General features: G+C 66.9%; 17 protein-coding genes. 6 read left to right on the top strand and 11 right to left on the bottom strand.

Annotation, left to right across the window (positions count from 1 at the left end):
• Positions 1-132 precede the first annotated feature (132 nt).
• The 5 genes from VIR62_RS07715 to uvrB form a co-directional block, all read right to left on the bottom strand.
• A complete protein-coding gene (locus tag VIR62_RS07715) occupies positions 133-735 on the bottom strand; it encodes a hypothetical protein (RefSeq protein WP_431870128.1) in 603 nt (200 codons plus the stop codon).
• Between the two features lie 79 nt (positions 736-814).
• A complete protein-coding gene (locus tag VIR62_RS07710) occupies positions 815-1,090 on the bottom strand; it encodes a DUF3175 domain-containing protein (RefSeq protein WP_431870126.1) in 276 nt (91 codons plus the stop codon).
• Positions 1,091-1,099: 9 nt separating this feature from the next.
• Positions 1,100-1,249: a hypothetical protein gene (locus VIR62_RS07705; protein ID WP_431870125.1), complete on the bottom strand. Its 150-nt coding sequence runs from the start codon at positions 1,247-1,249 to the stop codon at positions 1,100-1,102.
• A gap of 38 nt (positions 1,250-1,287) precedes the next feature.
• Positions 1,288-1,710, bottom strand: a complete 423-nt coding sequence (locus VIR62_RS07700) for a hypothetical protein (protein ID WP_431870123.1) — start codon at positions 1,708-1,710, stop codon at positions 1,288-1,290.
• The gene (gene uvrB / locus VIR62_RS07695; RefSeq protein ID WP_431870122.1) at positions 1,707-3,902 is read right to left on the bottom strand and encodes an excinuclease ABC subunit UvrB; all 2,196 of its coding nucleotides are present in this window, start codon (positions 3,900-3,902) and stop codon (positions 1,707-1,709) included. Before uvrB ends, VIR62_RS07700 begins: the two co-directional genes overlap by 4 nt.
• Positions 3,903-3,973: 71 nt before the next feature.
• On the opposite strand from uvrB, the gene VIR62_RS07690 reads away from it, so the two are divergent.
• From VIR62_RS07690 to VIR62_RS07675, 4 genes are all read left to right on the top strand, one after another.
• Positions 3,974-4,474, top strand: a complete 501-nt coding sequence (locus VIR62_RS07690; RefSeq protein WP_431870120.1) for a DUF3617 domain-containing protein — start codon at positions 3,974-3,976, stop codon at positions 4,472-4,474.
• Between the two features lie 70 nt (positions 4,475-4,544).
• A complete protein-coding gene (locus VIR62_RS07685) occupies positions 4,545-5,885 on the top strand; it encodes an amidohydrolase (RefSeq protein WP_431870119.1) in 1,341 nt (446 codons plus the stop codon).
• Between the two features lie 21 nt (positions 5,886-5,906).
• Positions 5,907-6,437 (top strand): DUF3617 domain-containing protein, encoded by a 531-nt coding sequence (locus tag VIR62_RS07680; RefSeq protein ID WP_431870117.1) that lies wholly within the window; start codon positions 5,907-5,909, stop codon positions 6,435-6,437.
• On the top strand, positions 6,427-6,768 hold the full coding sequence (locus VIR62_RS07675; RefSeq protein WP_431870115.1) for an antibiotic biosynthesis monooxygenase family protein: 342 nt from the start codon (positions 6,427-6,429) through the stop codon (positions 6,766-6,768). The genes VIR62_RS07680 and VIR62_RS07675 overlap by 11 nt, the downstream gene beginning before the upstream one ends.
• On the opposite strand, the gene VIR62_RS07670 is transcribed toward VIR62_RS07675, so the two are convergent.
• Positions 6,765-7,841: an MBL fold metallo-hydrolase gene (locus VIR62_RS07670; protein ID WP_431870113.1), complete on the bottom strand. Its 1,077-nt coding sequence runs from the start codon at positions 7,839-7,841 to the stop codon at positions 6,765-6,767. The genes VIR62_RS07675 and VIR62_RS07670 overlap by 4 nt on opposite strands.
• A 91-nt stretch (positions 7,842-7,932) precedes the next feature.
• Between VIR62_RS07670 and VIR62_RS07665 the strand changes: the two genes are divergently transcribed.
• Complete coding sequence (locus VIR62_RS07665) at positions 7,933-8,280, top strand: hypothetical protein (protein ID WP_431870112.1); 348 nt, start codon at positions 7,933-7,935, stop codon at positions 8,278-8,280.
• 56 nt (positions 8,281-8,336) lie between these two features.
• On the opposite strand, the gene rplQ is transcribed toward VIR62_RS07665, so the two are convergent.
• The 4 genes from rplQ to VIR62_RS07645 form a co-directional block, all read right to left on the bottom strand.
• Positions 8,337-8,759, bottom strand: coding sequence for a 50S ribosomal protein L17 (rplQ, locus tag VIR62_RS07660; protein WP_431870110.1), 423 nt, complete (start codon positions 8,757-8,759; stop codon positions 8,337-8,339).
• 162 nt (positions 8,760-8,921) lie between these two features.
• Positions 8,922-13,118 carry a translocation/assembly module TamB domain-containing protein gene (locus tag VIR62_RS07655; RefSeq protein ID WP_431870108.1) on the bottom strand — a complete coding sequence of 1,399 codons (4,197 nt, stop codon included), beginning with the start codon at positions 13,116-13,118 and terminating at the stop codon, positions 8,922-8,924.
• The gene (locus tag VIR62_RS07650; RefSeq protein WP_431870106.1) at positions 13,118-15,091 is read right to left on the bottom strand and encodes an autotransporter assembly complex protein TamA; all 1,974 of its coding nucleotides are present in this window, start codon (positions 15,089-15,091) and stop codon (positions 13,118-13,120) included. The genes VIR62_RS07655 and VIR62_RS07650 overlap by 1 nt, the downstream gene beginning before the upstream one ends.
• 59 nt (positions 15,092-15,150) lie before the next feature.
• A complete protein-coding gene (locus VIR62_RS07645; protein WP_431870105.1) occupies positions 15,151-15,363 on the bottom strand; it encodes a hypothetical protein in 213 nt (70 codons plus the stop codon).
• Between the two features lie 151 nt (positions 15,364-15,514).
• Here VIR62_RS07645 and VIR62_RS07640 point away from each other — a divergent pair, with 151 nt between their 5' ends.
• Positions 15,515-15,691, top strand: a complete 177-nt coding sequence (locus VIR62_RS07640; RefSeq protein ID WP_431870103.1) for a hypothetical protein — start codon at positions 15,515-15,517, stop codon at positions 15,689-15,691.
• Between the two features lie 3 nt (positions 15,692-15,694).
• On the opposite strand, the gene VIR62_RS07635 is transcribed toward VIR62_RS07640, so the two are convergent.
• Complete coding sequence (locus VIR62_RS07635; RefSeq protein WP_431870101.1) at positions 15,695-16,336, bottom strand: S24 family peptidase; 642 nt, start codon at positions 16,334-16,336, stop codon at positions 15,695-15,697.
• Positions 16,337-16,381: the final 45 nt, after the last annotated feature.

The following is a 16,381-nucleotide window of genomic DNA, read 5'->3' as shown; positions in this document are numbered from 1 at the left end:
GCCGCCCTCGGCACGCAGCCGGCAGCCGCGAGGGCGCCGAACATCAACAGGATACGCATGGACATCATTCGAACCGCTCCGCTCTCTTGCCCCGGATCAACACGACAGCCGCGCTTTCGATCCAAGGCGCCGTCAGGGCATTTCCTCTTCGGAAGCCGCGGCATTGGCGACATTCTCCGTCCCGGTGTCGGGCGCGGTGATCGGCGACACGTCGCCGCTCGCGCATTCCCCGATGAATTCCCTGATCGTCGGGCTTGGCGGCAGCACGAGTGACGGCCCGTCGCCGACCACCAGTTCCAGCGGTCCCTGGTGCGCGGCGATCGCGGCGAGCAGCGGATCGTTCGCGGGCACCGCCGCGCGGAGCATCGGCAGCGGTCCTTCGACCGGATTGACCGCCAGGCGATGCGGGTTCGCGCCAAGGACCAGCGTCATCATCCCCGTCGTACCGGCTTCCACCACGCCATGCCGGTTGAGCAGGATTCCCTCGCGATCGTCGCAGCGCAGGCTGAACAGCGGCTCCGCCCCGGCGGGGCCGAAGGCCAGCGCCGGCTGTTCCTCCTGCATCGTCCGCGTCCAGTCCCCGATCGCCGGCCCCGCATCCTGGGCAACCTCGGCGGTGACCGGATCGATCATGTTGTAGGCGCCGTCGTCTTCGGCCGGCGACACATCGGGCGGCTCACTCTCCGCGCAGGCGGCGAGGACCAGAAGGGCCGAGAGGGCGGCGAGGCGGGGCATGAAGGTCTCCTCGAAACAATGGATGGTGAACGCGCCCTCCTCAAAAGCCGGAATCGGCTCGCAAGGCAACCCGCCCGTCTCAGTCGCGCCCGAACGCCGCGCGCAGCTCGTCCTTGGCCGCTTCGAGCACCTTCCGGCGCTCGGCCGGTAGATTGTCGCCCGCCCGGTTGATGTAGAATGTCAGCATCGACATCGCCGACTGATAGGGCGTGCCCTTACGCCGCTTGCTCCGCTCCGCCGAGCGTTTCAGCGACGCGGCGATTTTCTTCGGGTCGTCCAGGGTGAAGACGTCTTCTTCCAGATCGAGCGCATCGGAATGCTCGGTGACGTCCTGAGACCATTTCTCCCTGGCCATCGCGCGCCCTCAGTGCCGTTTGAAATATTGCACTTCGCGCTCATGCTTCTCGGCAGCCGTGCGCGTCGCGAACGTGCCGAGGTTGCGGCGCTTCCCGGTCTTGGGATCCTTCTTGCGCGAATAGAGCCGATATTCGCCGGATGTCAGCTTTCGGATCATACCCGCACCAACCGGCCGCGACTGTGCGGGTTCCAGTGTCAACGCCCTCTTCGCCTACGCGCTTCAATCGTTCCGATCATGGCGAGCGCGGCCAGTACGATAAACGGCGAGGCGATCATGATGAGGCCCAGCCCAATGTTGGCGCCGCCCGCAAAGCGGGTCAGCGAATCCTGCCAAATCTGGAATGTCGCATATGCCCAGAATGCTGCGGTCAGAAGGATCGCCGCGCCCCAAAGCGTCCGCGAACGCGGACCAAACAACCCCAGCACCAGCATCGGGAGAGACGCGGCCACAAAATGTATGATCGCAACGTCTGGTGCATTTATCGATCCGAGCGCGCCGTCCGCGACCAACGGCTTTCCCAAGATCAAATCGGTCGCGGCATTGGCGACCAAGACAATCGAAAGGCCAAGAAGCAGCGCTAGACCCGAGAGGGCCCAGCGAGGCGCGCGGGCGATCACCGCCTTCGCCCTCCCATCCTGATCTGCTTCTGTTTACCGTAGCGCGTCTTCCTCGTTCCCGGCTTGCCTTCGTTGGAGCGGCCCATGAGAGGCGCCCTCTTCTCGCGATCGGGAATGCCGAGCTCGTCGGCCTCGAGGCGGCGGATTTCGTCGCGGAGGCGGCCGGCCTCCTCGAATTCGAGATCGCCCGCCGCCTTGCGCATGCGCCGTTCCAGATCCTCGATATAGGCGCGCAGATTGTGGCCGACGAGGTGGGGCACGTCCTCGTCGCCAGTGTCGATGACGACGCTGTCGCGCTGGGAAACATCGGCCAGCACGTCGGCGATGTTGCGCTTGATCGTGGTCGGCGTGATGCCGTGCGCCTCATTATATTCGTGCTGCTTCTCGCGGCGACGATCGGTTTCGCGAAGCGCCCGTTCCATCGAGCCGGTGACACGATCGGCGTAGAGGATAACGCGACCCTCGACGTTGCGCGCCGCGCGGCCGATGGTCTGGATGAGGGAGGTTTCGGAGCGCAGGAAGCCCTCCTTGTCGGCATCGAGGATCGCGACCAGGCCGCACTCGGGGATGTCGAGCCCTTCGCGCAGCAGGTTGATGCCGACGAGCACGTCGTAGACCCCCAGCCGCAGGTCGCGGATCAGCTCGATCCGCTCCAGCGTCTCGACGTCGCTGTGCATGTATCGCACCCGGAGCCCAGCTTCGTGCAGGAACTCGGTCAGATCCTCCGCCATCCGCTTCGTGAGCGTCGTGACAAGCGTCCGATACCCTTTCTTCGCCGTCTTCCGGGCCTCGAAAATGAGGTCGTCGACCTGGTCCTCGACCGGCTTGATCTCGACCGGCGGATCGATGAGGCCGGTCGGGCGGATGACCTGCTCGGAGAAGACGCCGCCCGTCTGCTCCATCTCCCACGGTCCGGGCGTCGCCGATACCGCTACCGATTGCGGACGCATCGCATTCCATTCGTTGAACCGCAGCGGCCGGTTGTCGATGCAGCTCGGCAGCCGGAAGCCGTATTCGGCGAGCGTGATCTTCCGCCGGTGGTCGCCCCGCGCCATCGCGCCGATCTGCGGCACGGTCTGGTGGCTTTCATCGACGAACAGCAGCGCATTCTCCGGCAAATATTCGAACAGGGTCGGCGGCGGCTCGCCGGGCAGGCGGCCGGTGAGGAACCGGCTGTAATTCTCGATGCCGGCGCATGAGCCTGTGGCGGCGATCATCTCCAGGTCGAAATGGGTGCGCTGCTCCAGCCGCTGCGCTTCCAACAGCTTTCCCTCGGCCTGAAGCTCCTTCAGCCGCTCGGCGAGCTCGTGCTTGATCGCCTCCATCGCCTGCTTGAGCGTCGGTCCGGGGGTCACATAATGGCTGTTCGCGAACACGCGGACATAATCGAGGCTGGCGACCTTCTTGCCGGTCAGGGGATCGAACTCGACGATCTCCTCCACTTCGTCGCCGAAGAAATTGATCCGCCAGGCGGTGTCCTCATAATGCGACGGGAAGATCTCCAGATTGTCGCCGCGCACCCGGAAATTGCCGCGCGCGAAGGCCTGGTCGTTGCGCTTGTACTGCAGCGCGACGAGCTTCCTGATGATATCGCGCTGATCGACCGTCTCGCCCTTCTTCAGGCCGAAGACCATCGCCGAGTAGGTCTCGACCGAGCCGATGCCGTAGATGCAGGAGACCGAGGCGACGATGATGACGTCGTCGCGCTCCAGCAAGGACCGGGTGGCCGAGTGGCGCATCCGGTCGATCGCCTCGTTCACCGAGCTTTCCTTCTCGATGTAGGTGTCCGAGCGCGGAACGTAGGCCTCGGGCTGGTAATAGTCGTAATAGCTCACGAAATATTCGACGGCGTTTTCGGGGAAGAAGCTCTTGAACTCGCCGTAGAGCTGGGCGGCGAGGATCTTGTTGGGTGCGAGGACGAGCGCGGGGCGCTGCAGCTCCTCGATCACCTTGGCCATGGTGAAGGTCTTGCCCGAGCCGGTGACGCCGAGCAGCACCTGCGTCTGCTCGCCGGCGCGCATCTGCTCGACAATCTCGGCGATCGCCGTCGGCTGATCACCGGCGGGCGAATAGTCCGACACGATCTTGAAGCGCTTGCCCCCTTCCGCCTTTTCGGGGCGCTGCGGGCGGTGGGGGACGAATTCTTTTCCGGTCTCCGGCTCGTCGAGACCGGTGCGAATCTGGATGGCCATGGCACCCATATGGTCATGGCGGCCAATCCGCGCTACCTTGCCCGGACAAGAAGAAGAGGGGGAGATTGCCGATGCGTAGGCTCGCGCTCATTCCACTGCTTGTCACCGCCGCCTGTTCCAACGCCACGGGAAGCGAGCAGGAAGCTCCGAAAGTCGAAATCGCCACGGCGCTGCAGCCCGGCCAATGGGAAATCACGAGGGAAATCACTCGGCTTGTCGCGACCGACAACGGCGAGCAGGCGATCGAGCGATCCGTCGGCTCCAGCACGACGTTCAGCCACTGCCTGGCGGCAGCCGACGCCGAAAAGCCCGATGCGACCCTGTTCGCCGGGATCGAGGGCGAGACGTGCGAATATAAGAACTTCTATATGTCGCGCGGCCGGATCAACGCATCGCTGGCTTGCACGTCGCCCGATCTCGGCGGCCAGGTGATGCGGACGATCGACGGCAAGTTCACCGCCGACAGCATCGAAGCCGGCGCGAGCGCCGACACCTATTTCGGCAGCTACGGCGACGTCAGCATCTCGGCCAGGATGACCGGTCGGCGCATAGGTGAATGCGTGAACGCCTGACCGAAACGCATATGGTCAGGACGCGCGGCGAGCGCTACCGTCCCCAAAACCATATTTGGGGGATTCTCGAATGCGTCTGAAGGCAGCTCTTCTCGGCCTCACCCTTCTCGCGGCGCCTGCGTTTGCCGCGCCCGATTTCGCGGACGAGGTGAAGACCGATTACGACCAGCACCTGGAAGCGCTCTTCATCGACTTTCACAAAAATCCCGAGCTGAGCTACGTCGAGAAGCGCACGGCCGGCATCATCGCCAAGGAGCTGCGCGCGGCCGGCGCGACGGTGACCGAGGGTGTCGGCGGCACCGGGGTCGTCGGCATCATGAAGAATGGCGAGGGCCCGACCGTTTTGGTCCGCGCCGACATGGACGGACTTCCGGTCAAGGAGGCGAGCGGCCTTCCCTATGCCGCGACGGTCACCCAGGTCGACATCGAGGGTAAGGAGATGCCGGTGATGCACGCCTGCGGCCACGACGTGCATATCACCTCGTTGGTCGGAACCGCCCGCCGCCTCGCCACGATGAAGGACCGCTGGAAGGGCACGGTCGTCTTCATCGCCCAGCCCGCCGAGGAGCGGATCGGCGGCGCCCGGAAAATGCTGGAGGACGGCCTCTACACCCGCTTTCCCAAGCCCGATTACGCCCTCGCCTTCCACGTCTCGGCGGGCACGCCCACCGGCAAGCTGATCATGGAGCCGGGCCTCAATGCCTCTTCGTCCGACAGCGTCGACATCGTCATCCACGGCGTCGGTGCACACGGCGCCAGCCCGCATATGGGCAAGGATCCGATCGTCATGGGCGCCGAGATCATCATGGCGCTCCAGACCCTGGTCAGCCGCGAGATCGCGCCGCTCAAGCCCGGCGTCGTCACGGTCGGCGCCTTCCATTCGGGTCTCAAGCACAACATCATTTCCGACCGCGCCGAAATGCAGCTCACCGTTCGCTCGGACGATGAGGAGACGCGGCAGACACTGCTCGAAGGCATCAAGCGGATCGCGGTCAATGTCGGCCGGATGAATGGTCTTCCCGAGGACAAGCTGCCGGAGGTCAAGGTCAGCCACGAATCCACGCCGGCGACGATGAACGACCCCGAGCTCACCACCCGCATGCGGGAAGCGTTCCAGGGCGCTTTCGGCAAGGACGTGCTCCATTACGAGCCGCGCGAAGGCATGGGCGCGGAGGATTTCGCCTATTTCGTCCAGCCTGAGCTCGGCGTTCCCGGCGCCTATTTCGCGGTCGGCGGCACGCCGCAGGCCGATATCGATGCGGCCAAGAATGGCGGGCCGCCCGTTCCGTCCCACCATTCGCCCTTCTTCAAGATCGAGCCCGAGCCCTCCGTTCGCCTCGGCACCGAGGCGATGACCGTCGCCGTGCTCGACCTTCTCGATCCCGCCGCCGCCTCGGCCGCGGCCCAGTAATTGGCCTCAGGAGTTCATCAGATGAGAATAGCCGTCCTCAGCCTCGCCGCCCTGCTTCCCCTCGCCGCCTGCAACTTGTTCGACGAGCCCAAGGGCGAAGGTGAGGACATGTCCGCCGAAGAAGTGGCCGAGCAGCTCTCCGAGATGAAGATCCAGCCGGGCCAGTGGGAAGCCACTAACGAGATCATCTCCGCCAGCGCGCCCGGCGTGCCCGAGGAAGCGCTGGCGCAAATGGTCGGCCAGAAGAGCACGGTCAACAACTGCATCACGCCCGAGCAGGCCGCCCAGCCCAATGCCAATTTCCTCGCCGTCCAGAAGAACAGCAACTGCACCTATCAGGATTGGTCGATGGAGGGCGGCCGCATGGTAGGCACGATGACCTGCACCGGCGGCCAGCTGCCCGGCACGATGGTGATGAAGATGGACGGCACCTACAGCGACGAGAGCTACGACATGACGATGGACATGGAGACGAGCGGCCTTCCGGGCGGCATGACCATGACGGTCAAAGCCCGCACCACCGGCGAACGCGTCGGCGATTGTGTCGGCTGAGGCGGGCAGCGGCCAGTTCGTGATCGTCTGGCGGTACGAAGTGGCCGACGCGCACCGTGAATCCTTCGAGCAGGCTTACGGCCCCGGGGGCGATTGGGCGCAGCTGTTCGGCACGGCCGGTGGCTTTATCGGGACCGAGCTGCTGGTGGATGGAGGCGAGCACTACATGACGCTAGACCGATGGCGGTCGGAAGCGGATTTCGAGGCTTTCCAGGTGCGGGCGGGCGATGCCTACCGGGCGCTGGACGCGCGATGCGAAACGCTGACGAGCCGGGAAGAAAGAATCGGCGCCTTCAGTGTCGTCGGTGAGCCGCGAGATCGGGCGGATTAGAGCGCCGGCACCGCGAAGCTCTCGCCCACCTCCACCGTCACGAAACGCGCGACCCCCCTCGTCTTGTCCAGTGCCTCCAGACGCCGCACAGGTTCGTCGATAGGTTCCCAGGTCAGCTGGAAGGTGCCCCAATGGATGCCGAGCGCCATCGCCGGGTCCAGCATCGCGAAGATCCGCATGGCCTCCTCGGGATTGACGTGATTCACTTCCATGAAGCTGCGCGGCTCATAGGCGCCGATCGGCAGCAGCGCGAGCCGGATCGGGCCGCGCGCCGCCGCTTCCCTGACCCATCTTCCATCGCCCCAGCCGGTGTCGCCGGCGAAGAAGATGTTTCCGCCCGGCAGGCGCATGGTGAAGGCCGACCACAGGGCGCGGTTCTGGTCCGTGCCCCAGCGCGAGCTCCAATGATGGTTTCGCTCGACCACGACGTCGATGTCCGCGGTCACCTGTATCCGCTCGCCCCAGTCCAGTGACCTGGCGCCTATCCCCTCGCCCTTCAGTATGGTGTCGTTGCCGAGGCTGGTGACAATAAGCGGCCGATCCCGTTCCCGGAGACGCTTCAGCGTCGCCAGGTCCATATGGTCGTAATGATTGTGGCTGAGGAGCACGAGGTCGATCGGCGGCAGGTCGTCGAAGGCCACGCCCGGCGCCCGCACCCGCTCCGGCCCGATGAAGGAGAAGGGCGATACCCGTTCCGACCAGACAGGGTCGGTAAGGATGTTGAGGCCGCGCGTTTGCACCAGCACCGTCGAATGGCCGATCCAGGTGACGCGCATCGCCCCGCCCGCCACCCGGCGGGGCGGCACCGTCGGTGTCACCGCGATCCGCTCCGGCCATTCGGCTCCCGCGCCCATCCAGCTGCGGAAAAGGAAGTCGAACCGCCCCCGCTCATGCGCCTCCACCGCCGCCGCCGTGCCGCCGAGGTTGAAGAAGCGCTCACCGTCATAATGGCCGCTCGTCGGCCCGTCATAATAGACCCGGTCGAGGAAGGGCGGCACCAGGGTCGGCGCGAAGCAGATCGCGACGCCGAGGAACAACAGCATGACGCCAAGGCGCCTCATCCAGACACGCATCGCCTTTCCTTAGCCGCTCGCGTGCCGGTTGGCAGCCATACGGAACCGTTACCGCTCCGGAGCGCTCTGGCAGGCGAAAGGAACGATGAAGATGCGCACCACTCTCCTCACCGCCTTCCTGTGCGGCTCATTGACGCTGGCCGGCTGCGCGACCCTGGGCCTGGGCGGCGGTGGAGGCGGGCTGGCGGGAGAGACGCTGCGGATGGAAACCGCGCGGGGTCAGACTACCCATCTCCTGTTCCAGGGCGACGGCACCGTCCGCGCCGCCTTCGGCGAAAGCGTCGTCACCGGCCGCTGGGAAGTCGTGAACCGCAACCTCTGCTTCTACTGGACCGGCGCGCCGCGCGAATGCTGGCCCTATCCGGCCCCCTTCCGCCCCGGCGAAACCCGCACCTTCACCAGCGACCGCGGCAACGTCGTCCGCGTGACGCGGCAATAGCCAACGAAAAGGGCCACCCGAAGGCGGCCCTCTCATGATTGCCGATCGAAGCGGGCTCAGGCCGCCTCGAACTCTTCCTCGTCGGTCATGACCGGGCCCGAATCCTGGCCCTTGGCGTCCATGTCGCGGTCGACCAGCTCGATGATCGCGATCGGCGCGGCGTCGGAGGCGCGAATGCCGGCCTTGATGATGCGGGTATAGCCGCCGTTGCGGTCCGCGTAGCGATCGGCCAGCACGTCGAACAGCTTCTTCAGCTGCGTGTCGTCCAGCAAGCGGGCATGGGCGAGGCGGCGGTTGGAGAGGCCGCCCTTCTTGGCGAGCGTGATCAGCTTCTCGACATAGGGACGAAGCTCCTTCGCCTTGGCCGTCGTGGTGGTGATCTGCTCATGCTTGATGAGGGCCGCGGCCATGTTGCGGAACAGGGCCGCGCGATGGCTGGAGGTACGCTGCAGCTTACGGCCGCCGACGCGATGACGCATGGTATTTCCTTCACGTTCGTCCCGGAGCCGTTCAAGGTACTCCGAGCCAGGCGGTGAAACGGGGCGCCGCCCAAACCCCAAAACTCAAAAGACGAGGCCTAAGCCCCGCCCTGCTGCGGCGGCCTTTACTCGAACGACCCGCAGAGTCAACGCTTCGGGCGGTCAATAATCCTTCGACACCCGCACATTGATGCTCTCCCGACCGATGGTCGAGATGCTGGAGAGGAGCGAAAGCCAGCGGGTGATCTGATACTCGACCTGGGTCGCCGAGTAACCGCGGCCGTCGGTGATGACCTCCACATAGACGCGGCGGCCGATATATTTGCCGGCCGCGATCGACGTGCCCTGGCCGGTGGAGATATCGCCCGGCAGAATTCGGAGGCGATCGAGGCCGGTGGCGGCGCGCACCGCGTTGATCGGATCAAGCCCACCGCCGCTTTCGTTGAGCGACGCCACGGCCGACGCGAGTTGGAGAGCCTCCGGCGCGGACAAGTTGGTGATCGACGTGCCGAACAGCAGCCGGCTCAGAAGCTCGTCCTGCGGCAGGGCCGGCGTGCTGGTGAAGGCGATTTCCGGTTTCTGGCCGCGCCCCGTCACCCGGATGGTGGCGTTGAGGCCCTGCACGCCGCCCTCCGCGACAATGTCGAGCAGCGGATTGATGGGGGTCTCGCCCTGGAAGCGGATCGTGCCGCGTTCCAGGTCGAAGCGACGTCCGGCGAAATCGTAGCCGCCGCGGAGGAGGTCGGCGCGGCCGGTGATGCGCGGCTGGGTGATGGTGCCGCCGAGGGCCAGGTCGGCGCTCCATTCGCTGTTCATGCCGAGACCGGTGACCGTGAGACGATTGTCGGCGCGGACGTCGACGTCCAGCCGCCACGGCAGCTCCGGCTCGGGCGGAAGCGCTTCGTCGGCTGGCCGGTTGACCTCGGTCACGTCGAGCCGCGGCACCTGAGCCGCCGCGGTCGCGCTGCCGAGCTTGAAGCTGCCGCTGACCAGCTCGACGTCGCCAGCGATTGTCCCTCCCGAGCCATCCGAGCGAATGGTGATGGGGCCGGTCACCCGCGCCTTGATATCGTCGCGGTCGATGAGCTGCGCCGTCTGCGCCTCGATCGCCACATCCATGCCGACCCCGCGCGTGGCGGACAAGTCGAACGCGCCGCGGCCGGACACGCGGCCACCGTCCTTGGTCGTGCCGGCGAAGCGCTCGACGACCAGCCGCGAGCCGCCGAAACGGCCCTCCGCCCTGACATTCTCGATTACGGTGCCGGTGACGGCGCTTTCCAGCCGCGCCCGCTCGGTCCTGAGCGAGCCGCTGATCCGGGGATTGTCCAGCGTCCCGCGCGCGTCGGCGCCGATCGCGACCGGTCCGCTGAAATCGAGCAGCTCCAGCCCGGTCAGCCGCCACAATGTGTCCGCCGGGCCGTTATAGCGAAGCTGAGCGAAAAGCGGCGCGCTCGAGAGCCGGTCGCCGATGTCGCCGCTGGTCCCTATCGGCGAGAGCCGCGCCTGGGCCCGGCCAATCGTCTTTCCCTCGCTCACCGCCACCGCCCGCATCGCGGCGCTCCGCCCGTCGAGCCGGGCCACCAGGCCGACATCCACCGGCAGGGACGACAGCACGAGGCCCGAGCGGGTAAGTCCCCGGATGCGCAGGTTGACGTCGCCGGTGGGGGCGACGCCGCCACGCGGCGAGCGATAGCCGAGCGTGCCCGAGGCGATGCCGCCCAGCCCGAGCCTGGGCCAGGCGATATCGAGCACGGTGAGCGGCATCCGCTCCATCTTCGCGTTGAACTGAGTATCGTTCGGCCCGAACAGGCCGGAAACCGACGCGCTGCCGCCGGCAAAAGTGAGCGCGGTCGGTGCCAGCCGCCAGGCATCCCCCTCCCGGGTGAAGGTGGCGGGCGCGGTGAGCTCGATCGGCCGCCGGTCGACCGTGCCTTCGCCGCTCAGCCGGATGCGGTCGGGCGCCACGTCGGCGACGGTCCGGAAAACGAAGTCGCGCCCGCGCGTGCCGGCGATATCGGCGCGTATCCGCCCGCTGCCGCCGCGCAGGCTCGCCTCGGCCGTGATCCTGGCGAGCGACAACGGACCCCGGCTGAGGCCGCTCGCCGTCAGTGTCCCTTCGATCGACGTCGCTCCCGGATTAAGGAGGATGACGCCGTCGATCTTGCCGCGCCGGATGGCGAGGGGGGGCGGGCCTGCTAAGCGGGCGTCGCGCGCCGTCAGATGGGCCTCGATCCGCTGCACCGAGCCGACCGGGCTCAACAGTAGCGCCCCGTCCAGCCCGCCGCCGGCGACGTCCAGCCGCCCGCTGAATCCGCCCGGATCGGAGCGCAAGGTGCCTGAGGCCGATGTGCCCGATACATCGATCGCCGCCACCTGGATCACCGCCGGCCGGCCCTTGGGCAGCAGGATCGCGCCGCGCGAGGTGAACGGCCCCAGATGCGACATCCCCTCGGCGCGATAGGCGAAGCCCTGGTCGGTCGGGTCGAGATCGAGCAGCACGTCGGCGAGGCCGAGCGCGTCGTTGGGCCGCTCCAGCCTGATCGCCAGCTTCGGCCGCTCGATCCGTCCGTCGAGCGTCATCGCGAACGGCCCATATTCGGCCTGTTCGCCCGCGCCTTCGAACCAGAAACTGCCGTCGCGCCGCCGATAGCCGTTGCCGGTGATGCGGATCGACGGCGCCGTCAGCCTCAGGTTGCGAAAATGAAGGATCTTGTCCGGTCCGCGCACCAGGTCGGTCTTGATCTCGGGCAGCCCGCCAGCGAGACCGGCGAGGAATTTGTTGTCGAACCGCCGCACCCAGGCGCGGCCCTTGCCGGTGACGAGCGTTCCGCGCCCGCCCGGCCCTTCGACGACCTTCAGCTCGCTGGTGACGTCGACGATGCCGAGCCCGGGGATGAGATAGCGGGTCAGTCCGCCCGATAGGATCACCTCATAGTCGCCGTTGACGAGGTCGACGAACAGGCTGAGCTTGCCCTTCAACTTGTCCGACGTGAGCGTCAGCCCCTCCCCCGTCAGCCGCCGCTTCGTCACCTTGAGCACGCCCTGCACCCGCAGATTTCTCAGGATTCCGCCGGCGACGTCGCCGACCCCCGTCACCCGCCTCGCCGTGACCACCACGGGCACGCTGACCGGCTCATCGGAAAGCTGGCCCCGCCCCTCCGCGCGGACATCCTCAAAGCCGGTGTCGTCGAAGGCGACACGCGGCGAGGTGATGCGATAGGCGAAATTGGCGCTTCGGAACGGTCCGTTGAAAAGCGCGGTCATCCGCACCCGCCGGCCGCTCATATTGGGGAACAAGGCGGGAGGCCGAAGAAGATCGGCGGCGATGCGGACGTCGTCGAAGCTGCTGGTGGCGAGGTCGATAATGCCCCGGCTCTCGATCCGAATCGCGGAGGAGCGGAGCGACAGCGTCCCGTCCAGCCGCCGGTCCTCCAGGGTCGCGGCGGCGTTCAGGAGCACGCGCGGCGCCGTCAGCCGTGCCTGCTTGCCCTTGAGGAACGGCGACGGCGCCAGCCAGCCGGACAGGCTGTAACGGCCCTCCCGCACCCGGAGCGCGAGGTCGGCCGCGCGGCGTCCGGAAAGGTTGAGCCGCGCCGTCCCCGCCCACTGGCTCCAGCTTCCGTCGCCATGGATTTCAAGCCGGATCGGCCGCTTGGTACCGACGATCGCGCCGATGACGCTATTCGCCGGGGTGGCGACATGGGCGTCGATGTCGAAATGATCGCGGTCGGGCTCGGCGTCGATCAGGAAACTGAGCTCATCGCCGCCGTCCGGCACCGTCGCCTTCAACTCGACCAGGGCCCGGCCGGAGCGAATGTCCGCCTCGCCCGAGACGCGCGCCACCCGCCGCTCCCCCGTCACCCCTTCCTCGAAGCGAAGCTGATCAATCTGCAGGCGCCCGATGCGGATGTCGAAATCGGGGAGGATCGGCCTCGGCTCCTTGCTGGGAAGCAGCTTGGGCAGGCGATGGACGATGACGAGCTCCGACGTCAGCTCATTGACGATCAGGCGGTTGGCCAGCCATCCCGCCGGCTTCCAGTCCATTACGATCAGCGGTGATTCGGCGAACAGGCCCTGCGGATCATAGACGCGCACGTCGCGCAGCCGCGTGTCGCCCCAGATAGAGCCTTCGATCCGTCCGATCCGGATCTTGAGGCCGGAGGAGGGAGCGAACTCCGCGATCCGGTCGGAAAGGAAGCGATGCCCCGCGTCGGTGTCGAGGAAGGCGACCATCGCGGCCAAGGCGACGAGCAGGGCCACGAGCACGCCGACGACCGCCTTGGCGCCGCCCGAAAGCCACCGTCTCCGCCGGATGCGCGGTGCCTCGGCCGAGGATTCGGCGATCGCTTCGGTCGCCATCAGAAGGCCTGTCCGAGCGAGACGTAGACGGCGACGCGCGGGTCGCCGCTGCGCCGGTTGAGCGGCGTGCCGACATCGACACGGATCGGACCGAAACTGGTGTGATACCGAACGCCGAGCCCGGCTCCGAAGCGGAGATCGTCGAGCTTCGGAAGCGACGATTCATAAATGTTGCCGGCATCGAGGAACGGCACGATGCCGAAATCGCCGACTCTTACCCGCGCCTCCAGCGCGAACTCGGCGAGGCTTCGCCCTCCGATCGGGTCGTCGAAGACCGGGTCGCGCGGACCCAGCCGCTGGAAGCCGTAGCCGCGCACCGACCCGCCGCCGCCGGCATAGAAGCGCCGCGATGGGGCGATCCGGTCGCGGGCGGCGCCGAAAATCGTGCCTAGCCGGGTTCGGCCGGCGATCGTCACCGTGTCGGACACGGGCTGATAGAAGCTGCCGTCGATCTGGGCCCGCGAATAGAAGAAGGTGCCGCTCTGCAGCGACGCCTCGGGCGAGAAGCGGCCGGACAGGCGGAACCCCTCGGTCGGGTCGAGCAGGTCGTTCGAGCCGTCATAGGAGAGCGTCGCCGGCAGCGCGGCGATGAAGAAGGTCCGGCGCCGCGTCATGCCGCTGTCGATATCGACGTCGCGCTCGTCGGTGGCGATCAGGTCCGCGCCCACCGACCACGTCCATTTCTTCTGCCAGATGATGTTGGTCTGCCGCTCGATGCCGGCGCCGACGAGGAAGGTGTTCGCCTCATAGGCGTCGCGCTCGACGTGGCTGGCGGCGATCTGCGCGGTCAGCACCTGGTCGCGCTCGATGAAGTTGTTGCGCCGGAGCGTGGCCGAGACGAGCTGTTCCTTCGTCCCTGCCACGCCCCTGAAGGTGACCGCGCCTTCGGGCTTGATGAGGTTGCGGTGCTGCCAGCTGAGCTCGAAGCGCACGCCCTCGCCGGTGCCGTAGCCCGCCGCCCCCGCGACGGTCCGCATCGGCGCCGGTTCCAGACCGACGGCGATATCGACGGTGCGGCTGCCCGGATCGTCGATCGGACGGATGGTGACCGCCGAGACGAGCCCGGTCGCGATCAGGGCGCGCCTCAGATCGTCGAGCAGCGGTGCTTCGAAATCGTCGCCCGGCTCGAAGCGGGCGATCCGCTCGATGTGGCGCGCGCTGAACAGCGGCTGGCCCTCGACAATGATCCGGCCGAACTGGCGCTCGCCCCTGGGCTCGACCGGCAATACCAGAGTCGCCGTGCGGGTATCGTGATCGACAATGATATCGAGCTCGCCGACTTCGGCGAAGGCGTAGCCGCGCCGGCCGAGTTCAAGGTTCAGCGCCGCCTCGCCCGCCGTCACCTGGGCCGCATTCACAGGCGCGCCCTCTTCCACGCCGAAGGCTTCGCGCAGCGCCGCCGCGTCCTCGCCCGCCGCCTCGATCCCCGGCAGCCTCACGTCGGCGAAATGATATTGCGGCCCCGGCTCCACCTCCAGCGTCACCGCTATCCGGCCGGCCGTTTCCGTTGCCTCGACCCGCGTACGGACGAGCGCGTCATAATAGCCATAGGCCCTCAGCAACTCGGCCAGCAGCTCCGCATCCTCGCGCGCGCGCCGGTCGATCTGGGCGGCGTTGGCAGGATCGTCGCGATTCTCCTCCAGGGTCGACAGCTCATCGAACTGGGCGAGCAGCCCCTCGGCATCCACGCCTTCCAGGCCCTCGACGCCGATGCTGTAGGTTCGCTCGCCGCCTGCCTCGGCGATGTTGGTGTCAGGCGCGTCGGCGATATCCTCGCCGGTCTCCTCCTCCATCTCCGGCCAGGGGACGCCGAGATCGGGCATCGGCGCGAGCGGCGCCGAGGGATCCAGCGGCGCGTCGAGCTCGCCATAGGGGTCTGGGTCGTCCTGCGCGAGGGCGTGGCCATGACAAAGACTAAGGACAGCAGCAGCCAGGGCGGCCGCCACACGCCGCCCCGCAGCGACTTGCAACATCTGGTAAATCTAGCGGGCGCGGAACCGCTCCGCCAGCACCGAATACCCCGGTCTGACGGTTAGTGAATCGTGCCCGTCACGTCTTCGCCACGGAGCATCTCGATGGTCCGTTCGACATGGCGCCAGTGACAGAAATGAATGACGTTGCCGAGGGATCGGCTCCGGTCCGCGCGGTTGGCGGCCTCGATCGCGGCCAGCTCTCCGAATTCGGCGATCAGGTCGCTTGCCTCGATGAAGGCGGCGCGATCGGCAACATGAACCTGGTGTCGCAAAGTGGACCGCCCTTACGCAATACTCATCACGCAACGGATTGTACCGGCGCCGCCTTTCAAAATGCCGCACCGCTTTGCTCAACGATCCGTTCACCAACATCGGCCGGCGGCAACATCTGGCGCGGTAAAGGGGGCCGTGCGATGGAGAGCCATGACTAAGGACAGAAGCACCGCCGCCAAGGCCGGCGGCTTTCTCATCGCGACGGGCGTCCTCCTGGGCGCCGTGGGCGGCGTCATCGTCGGCCAGGCGAGCGCTGGATTCCTGCTGGGACTGGCGGCCGGCGCCGGGCTGGCGCTGTTCCTCTGGTGGCGGGACCGGCGGCGCTAGCCGTCACCCGATCCGGCGGCCAGCCCAGACGACCCGGCCGACCAAGTCGATCGCGTTCAGCGGGCAATCCGGCCAGCCCGGATAGACCTCATTGTCGCTCCTGATCGAGACGCTGCGCGCCGCCGGGTTCACGGACAGCCTCTTCACGATCAGCGCTTCGTCCATCCGCAAGACATAGATGCCGTCGCGGACGCGCTCGCCGGCGTCGCTCCGATCGACCAGTATCTCGTCGCCGTCGGCCAGGGTGGGCGCCATCGAATCTCCCTCGACCCTGATCGTCGAGAGCTTCCGAAAGTCCCCCGCTCCCAGGCGGCGGAGCCACCCGGCATCGAAGGCGATGTGGGCGCGCGGCCGCTCCCGATCGGGAAGAGCGCCCGGCCCGGCGCTGGCGCCGACATCGAGCTGCGGCACGACGACATGACTTTCCGTCAGCTCGAGCGCCGCGGGCGGGCCGCCGAGCCATTCCTCCGGCACTTCGAAATAGCGGGCCAGCAGCCGCCGGTCCTCCTCGGCCAGCCGTCTCGGGATGCCGCGCTTGATATATTGCTGCACGTAGGCCGCGTTCCGCCCGATCAGCCGCGACAGGCCGGCATAATCCTCGCCCCGCTCCCTGATCAGCCGCTCCAGATGTGTGCGCGCGTCCATTTTTTTATCCTACAGATAGGATTTATCCTAGACAAGTAGGAATTC

Origin of the sequence: Allosphingosinicella sp. (genome assembly GCF_036570505.1) — a bacterium.
Classification (GTDB): Bacteria; Pseudomonadota; Alphaproteobacteria; order Sphingomonadales; family Sphingomonadaceae; genus Allosphingosinicella.
This window is presented reverse-complemented; position numbering and strand designations above follow the sequence as displayed.